This is a genomic window from Trinickia dabaoshanensis (genome assembly GCF_002879885.1).
In the GTDB taxonomy this organism is placed as follows: domain Bacteria; phylum Pseudomonadota; class Gammaproteobacteria; order Burkholderiales; family Burkholderiaceae; genus Trinickia; species Trinickia dabaoshanensis.
In genome coordinates this window covers 212,636-228,529 of sequence record NZ_PNYA01000003.1, presented here as the reverse complement: position 1 = coordinate 228,529, position 15,894 = coordinate 212,636, and the positions used below count along the sequence as shown (strand labels likewise).

Below are 15,894 nucleotides of genomic sequence, written 5' to 3'. Positions count from 1 at the left end.
GGCGGCAATCCCTCGAACGCAATTGAACGAAGATGCGCAAGAAAAAAACGTCCCCTGTCAAAGACTTGTTGTTGACGCGCTATGCGCCGATCGCAGACGGTATTGCCGCGCTTTTCTTTCCCTACGCCGAGGTGGTGATCCACGATTTGCACGACCAGACGGTCCTTTACTTGGCGAACAACCTGTCCAAGCGCGAGGTGGGCGACGATTCGGCGCTCGAGGAGGTTCAGCATTCGGCGCGCGAACGCGTGATCGGCCCTTACGAGAAGCTCAATTGGGACGGGCGGCGGATGCGCTGCGTCAGCAACGTGTTGTTCGACGATGCGGGTGAGCCTGCCGGCATGATGTGCATCAACTTCAACATCGCCGTGTTCGAGGACGTGCGCTCCACACTCGATTTGTTCATCAAGGGCGCGGGCGTGGTGGCGCAGCCGGAAGAGCTTTTTCGCGACGACTGGCAAGAGCGTATCAATACGTTCTTGCATGCGTGGTTGCAGGAGCGCCAGTTGGGCCTGAACGGGCTCACGCGCGAGCATCGGCGCGAGATCGTCGAGGCGCTGCATGCGCAGGGGGCGTTCCGCGGCAAAAGCGCGGCGAACTACGTCGCCAATGTGCTCGGAATGGGACGGGCGACCGTCTACAAGCACCTGAAGCAGATGAAGGAAGGAGCGGCCTAAGGGGCGACTCAGGCCGCTCGAGAGTGCGAGCTCATGCGCCCGAGTGCGCGCGGCGATCGCTCGCCGCGCGCATCGAGACGATCACTCGCCGGTCAACGTGAACGTGGGTTGCCGATAGCCGACGCCGGCACGCGACAACTTCGGCAGTTCGCGTTCTTTCAGTACGGTGGCAAAGCCCGCCCAGTCGCGATTCAAGGCGCCCATGTCGACATGGTGCGTCACGCCCAGTTCATAGGTGACACCCGCCGTGTACGGCAACTCCCAGTCCGCTCGGTGCCACGCGCGCTCGGCCAGCGCCAGCAAGCGCGGATAGACCATGTACTCGAGGAAGCGGTCGTTGCGCATGACTTCGCCCCACGCTTGGCCCTGCATGCCGTGAATAGCCGGCGCCGAACCGGTACTCGTCACCGAGAACGGATCGCCGTTGCGGTCGCCGAACACTTCCGCGTTTTGCGGCAGATTCTCGGGAGCGAACGAGAAGACCTTGTACTCGTCGGTCGCGTGCGAACCCCAGTAGTAGCCGCGCTCATGCGGATTGAGCGTGTACGGGAAGTCGAAGTACAGGTAGTCGGGCAGCGCGAGCACCGGTTCGAAGCCCTTCGCGGCGTAATTGCGCGCACTGTCGGCCGCGCCCCAGAACACGGTGTCCCAAATCGCCGAGATCACATGACGCGTCGAAAAGTCGGATGCGCCGTTCGCACCGCTCAAACCGTCTTCCCACGCCCCCATCGTGTCGATGCCGTTCGCGGCAACCTGCGCGCTCACTTGCTTGGCCAAGCGTGTCGGCAACTCGTCGGTCGATTTGATTTCGCCGCGCTGCACGAGCGCCATGCACGCCGGCGAGCGTGCCCAGGGCTTGTCTTGAATCGCGAGGTTGACGCGGCCCTTGTTCGGGTCGGTGCCGTTCAACGCCTGGAAGCCGCCGCCGAGGAAAATATTCTTGGCCTCGTCGCCGCCGAATTGCCATGTGTGCAGCGGTACCTGCGCATCGGCGTACATCGCGGCAATCTCGTGGATCACCTTGCCAGTGAAGTTCAGCGCGCCGGGTACGCACGGGTTGATGTCGCTATGCCGGTCGTAGAACTGGACCGTCGTGACATTGGTCGTGTCTTGCGGATCGATTAAGCGGTATTGCATCGCCTCTTGTTCGCGCCCCTCGGCATGCAGCCGCCGGTAGCGCGCCTCCATCGACATGACGGCCGCGCGTGCATGCGCGGGCATATCGATCTCGGGAATCACTTCGATGAAGTGATCGGCCGCATACCGTAGCAGGCTCACGAATTGGTCGCGCGTCAGATAGCCGCCGCCCGATTGGTTCTCCGGGCCGGACGCCAGCTCGGGCAGCAGACAATGCGTTTCGCTGAGATCGAAGCAGCGGCGCCCGCCCACGCCGGTCAACTCCGGCAGGCCCGGGATCTCGATGCGCCAGCCTTCGTCGTCGGATAGATGCAGGTGCAAGCGGTTCAGCTTGTAGGCGCTCATCTGGTCGATCAAGCGGCGCAGCGTCGGCGGATGCTTGAAGTTGCGCGCGAGGTCCACCTGCATACCGCGGTACGCAAAGCGGGGCGCGTCTTCCACGAGCATCGCCGGAATGCGGCCGCCGCCGGCCGGCGCCAGCGAGAACAGCGTCTGCACGCCGTAGTAGACGCCGGCGGGATCGTCGCCTTCGATGAACGCGCCGTGCGCCGTGATGGCGAGCCGGTAACCGCCCGGGACGGCAATGTCGGCCGGCAGCCGCTTCGGCGCAACGACACCGACCACATGGGTGCGCGAATCGTCGAGGCCCAGCGTTTGCGCGCGGTCGCGCAGCGCTTGCACTTGTCCCATCGAGAGGCCGGCCAGTTCGAGTTGCACGCCGTGCAGGTCGAGCGAGCCGGGCAGTGTCTGTTCGCGTTTGACGCTCGGCAACGCGCGGGTCGAAACCGGCTGCGCCGCGACGGGCGGGGCGTTGCCCGTCGAATTGTTCTGCGCGTCGGCGGGCAGGGAGACGACGTACTTCGTTTCGTCGTCGGTGTCGTTGAACTGGAGGATCGCGGGCGCCGCGCCATCGACGGCGACGAAGGTACGCGGCAGCAGGTCGCTATAGCGCAGGTACCAGTATTCGGCGACGAACGGCAACGTCACGCTTTGGCCCGGTGCCAGAAAGAGTTTGCCCGGCAATGGCGTGATGGCGTAGAGATCGCCCGTCAGATGCTCGAACGTGAAGGCCGGGTTGTCGAGCCTGAGCAGCCGGCGAATGCTGTGCGTGTAGAGCTTCCACCCGCCGGCCCAAATGGCTTTACTGCCTTGATTCGTCAGAATCAGGCGGCCGGTGGCGCATGCCGCCCCGTCCGCACCGAGGTCGGCACAAGGCACCCCCGCCGCGTTCGCATGGTTGTTGTCGATGGCAACCCGCAGCGCAAGGCTGCTGGCGAGAAAGGCGGTGAGCGCCGCTGGGCTCTTGGCGATGCCGGCGGCCGAATCCGGGCTCGCCGCGGGCGACGCCGCTAGAGCAACGGGCGGCAAGAGCGCGGCGGCCGCGGCGAGCAAGCCGGCGCGCGCGAAATGCGCAATGCGTTTCATAAAGTCTCCTCTGAAAAAAATGGCGATACGACGCCGCTCGATTACGTCGCTGCTATCGGGTCTTTCAAGGAAGCGGAAGCGCTACTGCCGAGATGAGGTGACGAGTCCTCTCGCATGACCGGTCCGAGGTGGGGACGGCAACCGGTCACGGGAGGATCTTAGGTGGACTTTGATTGGTATTCAAGTGGCATTAATTTGGAAGCTAATTGGTATTTAATGCCGATGGGAGGGGCGGGTCGCCGCGCGGGAGATGTAAGAAAGTCGAACGAGCGTTTTAAGCAGTGGGACGGCAGCGTGGCGTGACGAGGGCCCGGTTCGACACGCCGCCTGAGTGCGGCTAGATCAGCCCGCGGGCCGCCAGGTTCCGATACAACGCGCGCACGCCGAAACGCCAGGGCGCGATCTCGGTGGAAAGCCGCACGGTGTTGACGAGCGCACCGAGCGCCGGCGTCGCGATCGTCACGACATCGCCGAGGTGATGCGTGAAGCCGCCGCCCGCCGTGTCGCGATCCTTGATCGGCGAGAACATCGTGCCGAGGAACAGCATGAAACCGTCGGGATACTGGTGATGCGAGCCGCACGTTTGAGAGACCAGATCGAGCGGGTCGCGGCTGATCTCGCGCATATGGCTCACGCCCTCGAGCACGAAACCGTCCTCGCCCTCGATCAGCAGCGAAACGCTGGCCTCGCGAACGGTGTCGAGCGTGAAGTCGTCGTCGAACAAACGCACGAACGGCCCGATCGCACACGATCCGTTGTTGTCTTTCGCTTTGCCGAGCAGCAGCGCGGAACGCCCTTCGATGTCGCGCAGATTGACGTCGTTGCCGAGCGTCGCGCCCACGGCTCGTCCCGCCGCGTTCACGGCCAGCACGACCTCGGGCTCGGGGTTGTTCCAAGCCGACGTCGGGTACAAACCCACCTCGGCGCCGAAGCCCACCGCCGACATCGGCTGCGACTTGGTGAACACTTCGGCATCCTCGCCGATGCCGACTTCCATGTATTGCGACCAGGCGCCACGGCGTTTCAGTTCCTCCTTGAGCCGCATCGCGGCAGCCGAACCCGGCTTGATCTTGGCGAGGTCGGTTCCGATCAAATCATGCAGCGAGGCACGGATATCGGCGGCGCGGCCCGCATCGCCGCCCGCTTGCTCCTCGATGACGCGTTCGAGCAAGCTGACGGCGAACGTCACGCCGCAAGCCTTGATCGCCTGCACGTCGCACGGCGCGAGCAAGCGGGCCACGGCGTGCTCTTGGGCTTGCGGCTGCATGGCAGCCTGCAACAACGCGTGTGCGTCGCCGAGCAACTCGCCCGGGACCGAACGCGCGACGGCGGCGGCGTCGTCGCGATCGAACAGGTCGCTCGTGGTCGGCGCGCTGGCGGTGATATCGAATACCTGCCCGTTACGGATCACGACGACGGCCGGCCCGTTGTGGGGCGAGCCGCGCCAGAGCCGCCCCACGAGCAGGGCGCGGCCGAGGTCCGAGGGCAGACAGGAGGCGGGATCGAGTGGCATGAAGATCAGGTCTCGCGGTGAATGAAACGGTGGACTCGGAATCAGTGCGAGTGGCGCGGATCGCCGCGCGTCTCGATCACTTTCAGATAAAGCGTGGCGGGCTCGAGGCAGCCGCCCGTCGACAACTGCCCGACGAATTGCCGGTAGATCTCCTGCCACGGCGTTTGCGACGGCGGCACGCTCGGCGCGGCCTCGTCGCGGCGGCGCGCGAGTTCGGCTTCGTCGACGAGCAGCTCGACGCGCCGCGCGTTCAAATCGACGCGCACGCGATCGCCGGTGCGCATCAGCGCAAGCCCGCCGCCCGCCGCCGATTCCGGCGACATGTTCAGTATCGATGGGCTCGCCGACGTACCGCTTTGCCGTCCGTCGCCCATGCAAGGCAACGATGTGAGGCCCCGCTTCACGAGCGCGGCCGGCGGCGCCATGTTGACGACCTCGGCGCTGCCCGGATACCCGAGCGTGCCGCAGCCGCGCATGACGAGGATGCAGCGTTCGTCGATTTGCAGCGAAGGATCGTCGATGCGGGCGCGGTAGTCTTCCGGACCGTCGAACACGACGGCGCGCGCCTCGAAGGCGTTCTCCGCACCGGGCTCGCTGAGGTACGTCTGCCGGAACGCGTCGCCGACGACCGACATCTTGATGATCGCGCTATCGAAGAAGTTGCCCGACAGCACGATGAAGCCCGCGCCATGCTTGAGCGGTTCGGAGTACGAACGAATCACGTCGCCGTCGGCTTCCGGCGCTTGCTCGACGATCTCGCCTATCGTGTGGCCCGACACGGTTGCGCACTCGCCATGCAGCAGGCCCGCTTGGGCCAGTTGGCGCAAGACGGCGGGCACGCCGCCCGCGCGATGGAAGCTTTCGCCGAGGTACTCGCCGGCCGGCATGCAGTTGGCCAGTAACGGCACGTCCGCACCGAGGCGCTGCCAATCGTCGAGCGATAGCGGCACGCCGATATGCCGTGCGATGGCGATCAAATGCGGCGGGCAATTCGTCGATGCGCCCAGCGCCGAGGCCACGACGATCGCGTTTTCGAACGCCTCGCGCGTGAGGATGTGCGAGGGACGCACGTCCTCGCGCACGAGCTCGACGATCCGCTTGCCCGTGGCGTACGCCATCTGTCCGCGCTCGCGATAGGCGGCCGGAATCGAGGCGCAGCCCGGCAGCGACATCCCCAGCGCTTCGGCCAAGCTGTTCATCGATAGTGCCGTGCCCATGGTGTTGCAATGGCCGATCGAGGGCGAAGCCGCCGCGGTCAGCCGCATGAAGCCTTCGTAGTCGATCTCGCCGGCTGCGAGCAAGTTGCGCGCGTGCCAGATGACCGTGCCCGAGCCCACGCGCTTGCCTTCGAACCAGCCGTCGAGCATCGGGCCGCCGGAGAGCACGATCGCGGGCAGATCGACGGTGGCCGCGGCCATGAGGCAAGCGGGCGTCGTCTTGTCGCAACCCGTCGTCAGCACCACGCCGTCGAGCGGATAGCCGTGCAGGATCTCGACGAGCCCAAGGTAGGCGAGGTTACGATCGAGCGCCGCCGTGGGCCGGCGGCTTTGCTCCGCGAGCGGATGCACGGGAAATTCCATCGGAATGCCCCCGGCGTCGCGAATTCCTGCCTTCGTGCGCGCGGCCAACTCGATGTGATGGCGGTTGCACGGCGCGAGATCGCTCCCCGTTTGCGCGATGCCGATGATCGGACGGCCCGATTGCAGCTCCTCGCGCGTGAGGCCGTAGTTCATGAAGCGTTCGACATAGAGCGCCGTCATGTCGGCGTGACTCGGATCGTCGAACCAGTTTTGGCTGCGCAGCCTGCGCGGGGGCGTCGATGACATAGGTATTTCGTTCTCCTAATCGGTACGGTGTACGGATCAGCCAGCGTGCACGAGGCCGCGCGTGACGACGTTTTGGGGCAGGCCGGGAACGGGCGAGCGGAACGTGAACAGCGCGCCCGCCAGCGTCTCGCGCTCGCGCTTGTCCGCGCTCAAACCTTTCATCGCCGTCGTCACGTAGGCCGTGCGCAAGTCGTCTCCGCCGAACACGAGCTTCGTGATGTTCGAGCAGGGAAAGGCGACGGTGTCGATTTGCTTGCCGTCCGGCGAGTAGCGTTCGATGCAGCCTCCGTTGTATAGGGCGATCCAAACGCATCCTTGCGCATCGACCGCCATGCCGTCGGGATACGCCGATCCTTGCACTTTCACGAACACGCGCTTGTTCGAGAGCATGCCGTGCCCGTCCACATCGGACGCGTAGATCGTTTGCCCGCGCGTGTCGGTGTGATAGAGCGTGCGTGCGTCCGGGCTCATGGCCGGGCCGTTCGCGATGTCGTAGCCATCGTCGCGCCGTTCGATCGCGCCGGCGTCGCTCACACGATAGACGGCTCCGGTGGGCGCTTGTTCCTCATCGTCCATCGTGCCGAACCACAAATAGCCCTGCGGGTCGGAAAAGCCATCGTTCAGGCGATTGCCGGTTCGTTCGCGCTCGACTTCCACGAGTTTGTCGAAGGTGCCCGCGCGCGGATCGAATCGATACAGGCCTTTGCGCAGGCCGCAGATGAACGTTTCGCCGGAGGTGGGAATGACGAAACCCGGCTCGCTGGGAGCGGGCCAGGTCATCGTCTCGTGCGTCGCGGCGATATAGCGGTGCACCTGCTTGCGCTTGATGTCGACGAAATAAACGGCTTTCTCGGTTTTGCTCCAGACGGGCCCTTCGCCCAGTTCGGCCCCTAAGGGCCAGATACATTCGGGTGTGATCATGAAGATGCTCCATACCATCCCGCATCGACGAAGTACTCGCGTCCCGAGCATCGCGAGCCGTCGTCCGATGCGAGAAACAAGGCCATCCGTGCGACATGCTCGGGCTCGACCCGCTCGGGTAGGCATTGGTCGGCCACGAGCTTCGCCTCGCTTTCGGGCGATTGCCACAGCTTCATCTGCCTCGGCGTGCGCACGGCGCCCGGGATGATCGCGTTCACGCGGATACCGAAGGGACCGAGTTCGCGGGCCATCGCGCGCGTCATGCCTTCGATACCGGCTTTGGCCGTCATGTAGATCGACAGGCTCGGCAGCGCGCGATGCCACGAAATCGAACCGAGGTTCAGAATCACTCCGGAGCGTGCAGCCTTCATGCCGGAGGCCGCGTTTTGCGCGCAAAAAAATTGGTGCCGCAAGTTCACGGCGATCCGCTCGTCCCAGTAGGCCGGCGTGATCTCGCCGAAATGGTGGCGATCGTCATTGGCGGCGTTGTTCACCAAAATGTCGATCGAACCGGCTTGCGCGCAGATCGAAGCGAATACTTGCTCGATGGCGGCGATATCGCGCAAGTCGCAGCGGTGGAAGATGGGCGGATGGGCGCAAACGCCTAGGCGTTCGGCCAGCGCCTCGGAGTCGGCTTCGGCGATGTCGAGGAAAAAAACGCGCGCGCCTTGGGCGGCGAACGCTTCGACGATCGCGGCGCCGATGCCGCTTCCGCCGCCCGTAACGACGACGGTTTTATCGACCAAGCTCGGATAGATGGCGTACGACATGCGAAATTCCACGTTTGAGGAAAAGCCGGCCGTGCGTGACGCGCTCAGCGCATCGATAGCCGGCCGGGCGAGTTCGGGGGACGCCTCAGCGCCGGTTCGTGCGCGAGACCACGTCGATCCATACGGCCACGACCAAAATTGCGCCTTTGGCAATCATTTGCCAATAGGCATCGACATCGAGCATCGACATGCCGTTGTCTAGGCTTGCCATGACGAGGGCGCCGACGAGCGCGCCGTAGACGGTGCCCGATCCGCCGCGCATCGAGGTGCCGCCGATGAAACACGCGGCGATCGCGTCGAGTTCGCCCATGTTGCCCGCCGACGGCGACCCGGCCGCGAGCCGCGCCGTATTGACCATGCCGGCGAAGGCGCACATGAGGCCCATCAGCGCGAAGATCGCGAGCTTGACGCGGTTCGTATCGACGCCCGACAAACGCGTGGCTTCGAGGTTCGAGCCTACTGCATAGATGCGGCGGCCGAACACGGTTTGCGTGGCGATCCACGTGAAGATGCCGAGCATCACCAAGACGAGCAGCACGGGCACGGGGATGCCGCCGTAGTCGTCGAGCGTGGCGACGAAGGCGACGATGACGGCGGCCGCGCACACGATCTTCGCGGCGTCTTGCCAAAGCGGCGGCACGGCGAGCGCGTAGCGGCGGCGGTTGCCGCGGCCGCGCACCGTCACGAAGGCGAGCACGGCGATCAGCAGCAGCGCGAGCGCGTTGCCCGCCAGGCGCGGCAGATAGCCTTGGCCGAGGAAAACGAAGGGGTCCGATACGGGCGCGATCGTGGAGCCGCCCGTGATGCCGAGCAACACGCCGCGATAGGCGAGCATGCCGCCCAAGCCGACGATGAACGAGGGCACGCGCCGGTAGGTGGAGAGCCAGCCGTTGAAGAGGCCGGCGAGCACGCCGAGCGCGAGCACTAGCGGGATCGTCGCCGCGAGCGGCCAGTTGTGGTTCGCATCGAGAATCGCGGCGACGCCGCCGAGCAACCCGAGCAGCGAGCCGACCGACAAGTCGATTTCACCGGCGATGATGACGAACACCATGCCGCAGGCGAGCATGCCGCTGATCGCCATCTGGCGCAGCAAGTTCGACAGATTGCGCGGGGTGGCGAAGGCGCCGTGCGTGAGGACCGTGAAAAACAGCCAAATCAGCGCGACGGCGATGAGCAGCGCCAAAATCTTGTAGCGCGCGAACCATTGGCGAATGCGGTCGGCGCCGGCGGGGCCCGACGTGCCGGCCGGGCGGGCGGGGGAAAGGTCCGGTGTCATGCGGATGCGGTCTCGTTGGGTTGGGCGGCGCGGGCTCGATGCGCAGGCTCGATGGCCGCCGTCAAAATGGTCTCTTGCGTGAGGCCGTCGTTGGCGAAATCGCCGCGCAGTTCGCCCTCGCCCATGACGAGCACGCGGTCGGCGAGACCGAGCACTTCGGGCAATTCCGAGGACACCACGACGATCGCCATCCCTTGTTTCGCGAGCGCGAAGATGAGTTTGTAAATCTCGTACTTCGCGCCGACGTCCACGCCGCGCGTCGGCTCATCGAGGATCAATACCTTGGGTTCGGTGAGCAGTACGCGCGTGAGCACGGCTTTTTGTTGATTGCCGCCCGACAAGTGGGCGATCGGCAGCAGCGGGTGGGCGGCGCGCACGGAGAGTTGCTTCATCGATTTGTGGATCGTGTCGAGCTCGGCCGCGGCATCGATCGCGCCGCGCTTGACGAAGCGCCGCAGCACGGAAAGCGTGATGTTGTGGCCGACGCCGAGCTCAGGCACGATGCCGTGCGCTTTGCGGTCCTCGGGCACCATGCCGATTCCAGCCCGGATCGCGTCGCCGGGCGAGCCGATGTCGATCGTTTCGCCGTCGATCTCGACCTGCGCGCGATACGTGCCCGGATACGCGCCGAAGATCGCCTGCATGAGTTCGGTGCGGCCCGAGCCGACGAGTCCCGCCACGCCGAGGATTTCGCCGCGCCGTACGTGAAACGAGACGTCGTCCACGCGCTTGCGGCGCGGGTTCGTCACGTCGATGCAGGTGACGTTGCGCGCTTGCAGCACGGTTTCGCCGATCTCGTGGGGCTCGCGCGGAAACAGATTCGTGATCTCGCGCCCCACCATCAGCGCGACGACGCGAGCGGGCGGCATCGCGGCGAGCGGCGCCGTTTCGACGTGCCGGCCGTCGCGGATGACACTGACCGTATCGCAGACGGCCTGCACTTCGTCGAGCTTGTGCGAGATGTAAATGCAGGCGACGCCGCGCCGCTTGAGGTCGCGCACGATCTCGATCAGCACGCGCGTTTCGGCCGCCGTCAGCGAGGACGACGGTTCGTCGAGGATCAGGAGCCGCGCTTGTTTGTTCAGCGCCTTGGCGATTTCGATCAACTGCCGATGCCCGCCGCCGAAGTTCATCACAGGCTGCGCGACGTTGATTCCTTCGATGCGCAGTTCGCGCAGCAAGGCGTCCGCGCGCCGATGCATCGCCGCATAGTTCATGCGGCCGCCGGGCAGGGTGATTTCGTTGCCGAGGAAGATGTTTTCGGCCACGGACAGCTCGGGCACGAGCATCAATTCCTGGTGGATGATGACGATGCCGGCGCGCTCGGTGTCGCGCACGCCCGATGCGCGCAGGATCTGGCCGTCCCAGACAATCTCGCCGTCCCAGGTGCCGTGCGGATAGACGCCCGAGACGATCTTCATCAGCGTGGATTTGCCCGCGCCGTTTTCGCCGCACAGGCCCAGGCATTCGCCGGGGCGCACCGACAGGTCGATGCCGTCGAGCGCCTTCACGCCCGAGAAGGTCTTGACGATACCGCGCAGCGACAGCAAGGGTTCTGAGTGCACCATGCCTCTCGTTCCTTTTCCGATTGCGGAAATGCGCGGCCCGCCCGAGGGCGGCACCGCGCATGAGCCGTCGTTTATTGGCCCGAGAGCTGCGCTTGCGTGTAGAAGCCGTCCTTCACCACGACGTCCACGTTCTTCTTGGTCAGCAAGACCGGTTGCAGCAAAACCGTATCGACCTTCTTCTTGCCGTTGTCGTACTGCGCGTTGAAAGCGGGCTTCTTGCCTTGCGCCAGATCGACGGACAACTTGGCCGCCTCGGTGGCGATCAGCTTGATGGGTTTGTAGACGGTCATCGTCTGCGTACCGGCGATCACGCGCTTGACGGCCGCGAGGTCGGCATCCTGGCCCGAGACCGGCACTTTGCCCGCGAGTTTTTGCGCGGCCAGCGCCTGAATCGCGCCGCCGGCGGTGCCGTCGTTCGAGGCGACGATCGCGTCGATCTTGTTGTTGTTGGCGGTGAGCGCGTCTTCGACGATACGCAGCGCCGTCGAAGCGTTCCACTCCGGCACCCACTGCTGACCGACGACCTTGATGGCGCCGCTGTCGATCGCGGGCTGGAGCACCTTGAGCTGGCCTTCGCGCAGCATCTTGGCGTTGTTGTCCGTCGGCGCGCCGCCGAGCAGGAAGTAGTTGCCCTTGGGCTGTGCGTCGAACACGCCCTTGGCTTGCAGCTCGCCGACCTTCTCGTTGTCGAACGAGATATAGGCGTCGACGTCGGCGTCCAGGATCAGGCGGTCGTAGGAAATGACTTTGATGCCCGCCTTCTTCGCTTCGGCGACGACATTGCCGAGCGTCTTCGAATTGAACGGCACGATGACGATGACGTCGACGCCGCGCGAAATCAGGTTTTCGATCTGTGAAATTTGACGCTCTTCGCTCGCATCGGCCGACTGCACCGAGACGGTTGCCCCGAGCTTTTGCGCGGCGGCGACGAAGTAGTCGCGATCGCGCGCCCAGCGTTCGACGCGCAGATCGTCGATGCAAAAGCCGATGACGGGATGTGCCTTGCTTGCGTGCGCGAGCGGCGCCGCGAGGGTCAAGCCCGCGAGCACCGCGCTCGCGACGAACGAGCCTAAAATGGAACGACGCTTTGCGAATGCCATGTCTCCACTCCTGTCTTATATATTGGACGTCGCCGTTTTCCGATCGGGCGGCGCGTGCGCGCGGCGACTCGCGCGCACGCTGTGAGGTTGCCGCCGGGCCGCCGCGAGTGCGGGCGGCCGGGTCTCGGAGTGCGGCCATGGTGCAGCGGCGCCGCGCCCGCCACAATTGCGAAATTGCACAGCGGCATTAACGTTTCTTGCCGACGCATGGGGAAGTGGGCGGCGCGCGCCTCATTCGGGCCTAAAATCGCAGGAAGCGCCAGACGAGGCGAACGCGGCCCGGCCATAGCGATCGAGCCAAGCGGCGACGACCCGGGCGAGCGGCAACGATCGATAGGAGACGACACCATGCGCGAAGCCGAGACGGCCGCGCGAGAGCTGTGACGATGACGAGGGCCAACGCCCCCGCGCCGCAAAAGGCGCATCGCATCGCGCTGCTCTTCAACGCGAACAAGGTCTATGACCGCGAGATCATCGCGGGCGTCGGCCAGTATTTGCTATCGACGCGCGTCGGCTGGAATCTATTTCTGGAAGAGGATTTCCGCTGCCGGCTCGGCGGGATCGAACGCTTCGACGGCGACGGCATCATCGCCGACTTCGACGACCCGGCGGTATGCGAGGCGTTGGCCGACTGTCCGCTGCCCGTCGTCGCCGTCGGTTCGTCGTTCGAAGATCCGTCCCACTATCCGGGTAATGTGCCGTACATCGCCACCGATAACGTCAAGCTCGTCTCGCTCGCTTATACCCATTTGATCGGCGCGGGTTTGCGGCACTTCGCGCTCTATAGCTTGCCCCTCGCGAACGAGCACCGTTGGGCGTATCAGCGCGAGCTCGCGTTCGCGCGCTTGCGCGAAGCGGATGGGCGCACGCGCGAGCAAATCGACGCCGAGATCTACCGGGGCCTTTCGACGAGCGCGCCCACCTGGAACCAGGCGATCGAGCAATTGACGCAGTGGTTGCATGCGCTGCCCAAGCCGGTCGGCATCATCGCCGTCACCGATGCGCGTGCGCGGCAACTGCTGCAGGCTTGCTTGATCGCGGGCATTCCGGTGCCCGAGGACGTCGCCATCATCGGCATCGACAACGATCCGCTGACGCGAACCTTGACGCGTATCCCGCTTTCCTCGGTGATCCAGGGTACCGAGGAGATGGGGCGCACCGCTGCGCACCTGTTGCATCAGATGCTGCACGGCGCGCGTTTTCCGGGGCGCACGATTCTCGTGCCGCCCGTCGGCATCAACGTGCTCGATTCGACGAAGCATCAACCGCTCGCGAGCCCGTATGTGGCGAGGGCGCGGCATTTCATTCGCCAATACGCGTGCCAAGGCATCCGTACCGAACAGGTGGCCGATTACGTGGGCGTATCGCGCTCCTCGCTCGAAGAACACTTCCGGCGCGAACTCGGTTGCACGGTGCACCAGGAGATTCTTCGCCAAAAGCTCGACGCGGCCAAAGCGCTGCTCGTCAAACGCGACGTATCGAGCGCGGACGTGGCCGTGCGCTGCGGCTTCAAGTCGGTCCAGTATTTGCACGCGGTGTTTCGCCGGGAACTCGGCTGCACGCCGCGCGAGTTTCAGGCGCGCGCGGATGCGCGCGAGCCGGTTTGAGCGCATGCGATGGATGCCCCACGCTTTCGCGGCGCCTTTGCCCTACCTATCCAACTTCACGAGCCTATGATCAGCACTGCTAAGTTGTCGCACGAACCTTGGGGCTCGCTGCCCGACGGCCGGACGGTTCACTTGTTCACGCTACGCAATGCGCACGGCATGCGTGTGTCGATCAGCGAACTGGGCGCGACGCTCGTTTCGTGGCACGCTCCCGATCGTGCGGGACGGCTCGGCGACATCTTGCTCGGTCACGATACGCCCGCCGAGTATTGGGAAGCCAAAACTTACATGGGCGCGCTCGTCGGCCGCTGGGCCAATCGCATCGCCGACGGGCGCTTTACGCTCGACGGCATCGCCTACTCGGTCGATCGCAACGAAGGCGGCAATTCGCTGCATGGCGGCGTGACAGGGTTTCATCGCGCGCTGTGGACCGCGCGCGAGGACGACGGCGCGCTCGTTTTCACGCTCGATTCGGAAGAGGGCGATGCGGGCTTTCCGGGCAACGTGCACGCGCAAGTACGCTACACGCTCGATGACGACGGCGAATTGACGATCGATTATTTCGCGCGTACCGATGCGCCGACGCCGCTCAATCTGACGAGCCATGGCTACTTCAATCTGACGGCGCAAGCGGGCGCGGACATCAAGGGACACGTGCTCTCGATCGATGCCGATGCGTTCTTCGAAGTGGACCCGGCTTTGATTCCGATCCGGCAATCGGCCGTCGCCGGCAATGCGTTCGATTTTCGCGAGGCGGCGCCGATCGGGGCGCGGCTCGACTGGCCGCACGAGCAACTCTCGCTCGCGCGCGGCTTCGATCACTGCTACGTGCTGCGCGACGCGCAAGGCTCAAGCGAGCGGCCCGTGCGCCGCGTCGCGCACTTGTACGATCCGGCGAGCGGGCGCGAAATGACGGTATCGACCGATCAGCGCGGCTTGCAGCTTTATACCGGCAACTATCTCGACGGCGTGCCGGGGCGCCACGGCTCGGCCTACGCGCGCCACGCCGGCCTGTGTCTCGAAGCGGGCGGGTTTCCGAATCAGATCAACATGGCCGATCGCGAGGATGTCATCTCGCGGCCCGAGAAACCGTACCGCCAAGTGACCCGGTATCGCGTCGGCGTGCTCGACTGAGCACGCCGGACCCTGCCGCTAAGACACGCACTCGTAGCGGCACACTTCGTGCCCCGCGCGCAGGCCGGGATGCTCGCGCGTGGCCTGCCACAGCGGCGAGGCGCCGACGTTGCCGTCGTGCCCGTGATGGCCGCGCGCGGCCGCGCGGCGGTGCGCCTGCGCATCGGTCCAGCGCGCGAAGTTCAAAACGTGGGCTTCGTCGCGCGTGGCGAAAAAATTCGCCGAGATCAGGCCGTCGGGCGGTTCCGCATCGCCGTTCAGCGCGAGCGTGACTTTGTCGATCCAGCTTGCCTGAATGGCGGCGTTGGGTTTTTCGAGCGACTGGCGCACGACGACGAGGCACTCTCCGGGGCCGCTACGGCCGGAGCTCCATCCGCCGGCCGGCACCGCCACGTCCACCCACTGCGCGATGGCGTGCGCGCCGAGCGGCTCGATGGCGTGGGCGATGGCGTCGACGACCGTGCGCTCGGCCGCTTCGAAGCGGCTGACCCGCCAGGCCGCGACGAAAAGTAGCGCATTGGCGTCCGTATCGCGGTAGACGTCGGCCAAGGTGCCCGTCGGGACGGTGCGGGCGTGTTCGATCAGCGAGGGCATCGCGCGCTCGAGGGCGTCGCGCGAGGCAAATAGCACGCGGCCTGCGGCAAGCAGGCGAATATCCGGGTCAATGGGGTTGAAGCGGTTCGACAGGGGCGACATGAGCTTTTTCCTCCTCCATTGCATCTAAGTTACCGCGTCTTGGCGATGCTTGCCGTACCGATCGTTCGGATTCGTTGACCGGCCCTCATTTGACAACCCCGTAACGCTCGCGTAAATTTCGCGCACGCGTCGGGAGAGCGCGCTCGCGGTAGGGTTTTGACGCCCGCCGGGACGCCGCCGAAGGGGCACACCCACAAACTCTCAGGCAAAAGGACCGACCGCGTCGAAAGACCTGTTCGCGCAG

General features: G+C 65.2%; 12 protein-coding genes and 1 riboswitch. Of the genes, 3 read left to right on the top strand and 9 right to left on the bottom strand.

The window, feature by feature from the left end; genetic code table 11:
- The first annotated feature begins 32 nt into the window (after nucleotides 1-32).
- Nucleotides 33-677: a helix-turn-helix transcriptional regulator gene (locus C0Z18_RS04715; protein WP_102644208.1), complete on the top strand. Its 645-nt coding sequence runs from the start codon at nucleotides 33-35 to the stop codon at nucleotides 675-677.
- Nucleotides 678-758: 81 nt separating this feature from the next.
- Here the strand turns inward: C0Z18_RS04715 and C0Z18_RS04710 are convergent, their stop codons facing one another.
- From C0Z18_RS04710 to xylF, 8 genes are all read right to left on the bottom strand, one after another.
- Entirely contained in the window at nucleotides 759-3,239 is a 2,481-nt protein-coding gene (locus C0Z18_RS04710) for a family 20 glycosylhydrolase (RefSeq protein WP_102644207.1), read from the bottom strand.
- Between the two features lie 337 nt (nucleotides 3,240-3,576).
- Nucleotides 3,577-4,752 (bottom strand): fumarylacetoacetate hydrolase family protein, encoded by a 1,176-nt coding sequence (locus C0Z18_RS04705; protein ID WP_102644206.1) that lies wholly within the window; start codon nucleotides 4,750-4,752, stop codon nucleotides 3,577-3,579.
- A gap of 41 nt (nucleotides 4,753-4,793) precedes the next feature.
- The gene (locus C0Z18_RS04700) at nucleotides 4,794-6,578 is read right to left on the bottom strand and encodes an IlvD/Edd family dehydratase (RefSeq protein ID WP_102644205.1); all 1,785 of its coding nucleotides are present in this window, start codon (nucleotides 6,576-6,578) and stop codon (nucleotides 4,794-4,796) included.
- 36 nt (nucleotides 6,579-6,614) lie between these two features.
- Nucleotides 6,615-7,499 carry an SMP-30/gluconolactonase/LRE family protein gene (locus C0Z18_RS04695; RefSeq protein WP_102644204.1) on the bottom strand — a complete coding sequence of 295 codons (885 nt, stop codon included), beginning with the start codon at nucleotides 7,497-7,499 and terminating at the stop codon, nucleotides 6,615-6,617.
- Entirely contained in the window at nucleotides 7,496-8,269 is a 774-nt protein-coding gene (locus tag C0Z18_RS04690) for an SDR family NAD(P)-dependent oxidoreductase (protein ID WP_102644203.1), read from the bottom strand. The genes C0Z18_RS04695 and C0Z18_RS04690 overlap by 4 nt, the downstream gene beginning before the upstream one ends.
- Before the next feature lie 85 nt (nucleotides 8,270-8,354).
- Nucleotides 8,355-9,545, bottom strand: a complete 1,191-nt coding sequence (locus C0Z18_RS04685; RefSeq protein ID WP_102644202.1) for a sugar ABC transporter permease — start codon at nucleotides 9,543-9,545, stop codon at nucleotides 8,355-8,357.
- Nucleotides 9,542-11,113 (bottom strand): D-xylose ABC transporter ATP-binding protein, encoded by a 1,572-nt coding sequence (gene xylG, locus C0Z18_RS04680; protein WP_102644201.1) that lies wholly within the window; start codon nucleotides 11,111-11,113, stop codon nucleotides 9,542-9,544. Before xylG ends, C0Z18_RS04685 begins: the two co-directional genes overlap by 4 nt.
- Nucleotides 11,114-11,184: 71 nt before the next feature.
- A complete protein-coding gene (gene xylF, locus C0Z18_RS04675) occupies nucleotides 11,185-12,213 on the bottom strand; it encodes a D-xylose ABC transporter substrate-binding protein (RefSeq protein ID WP_102644200.1) in 1,029 nt (342 codons plus the stop codon).
- Nucleotides 12,214-12,599: 386 nt separating this feature from the next.
- On the opposite strand from xylF, the gene C0Z18_RS04670 reads away from it, so the two are divergent.
- Together C0Z18_RS04670 and C0Z18_RS04665 are read left to right on the top strand one after the other, a co-directional pair.
- On the top strand, nucleotides 12,600-13,820 hold the full coding sequence (locus C0Z18_RS04670) for a XylR family transcriptional regulator (RefSeq protein ID WP_102644199.1): 1,221 nt from the start codon (nucleotides 12,600-12,602) through the stop codon (nucleotides 13,818-13,820).
- 66 nt (nucleotides 13,821-13,886) lie between these two features.
- Nucleotides 13,887-14,954: an aldose epimerase family protein gene (locus tag C0Z18_RS04665; protein WP_102644198.1), complete on the top strand. Its 1,068-nt coding sequence runs from the start codon at nucleotides 13,887-13,889 to the stop codon at nucleotides 14,952-14,954.
- Nucleotides 14,955-14,972: 18 nt separating this feature from the next.
- Here the strand turns inward: C0Z18_RS04665 and C0Z18_RS04660 are convergent, their stop codons facing one another.
- Nucleotides 14,973-15,650, bottom strand: a complete 678-nt coding sequence (locus C0Z18_RS04660) for an antibiotic biosynthesis monooxygenase (protein WP_158244197.1) — start codon at nucleotides 15,648-15,650, stop codon at nucleotides 14,973-14,975.
- Between the two features lie 120 nt (nucleotides 15,651-15,770).
- A riboswitch (glycine riboswitch) is annotated at nucleotides 15,771-15,877 on the top strand.
- Nucleotides 15,878-15,894 lie beyond the last annotated feature (17 nt).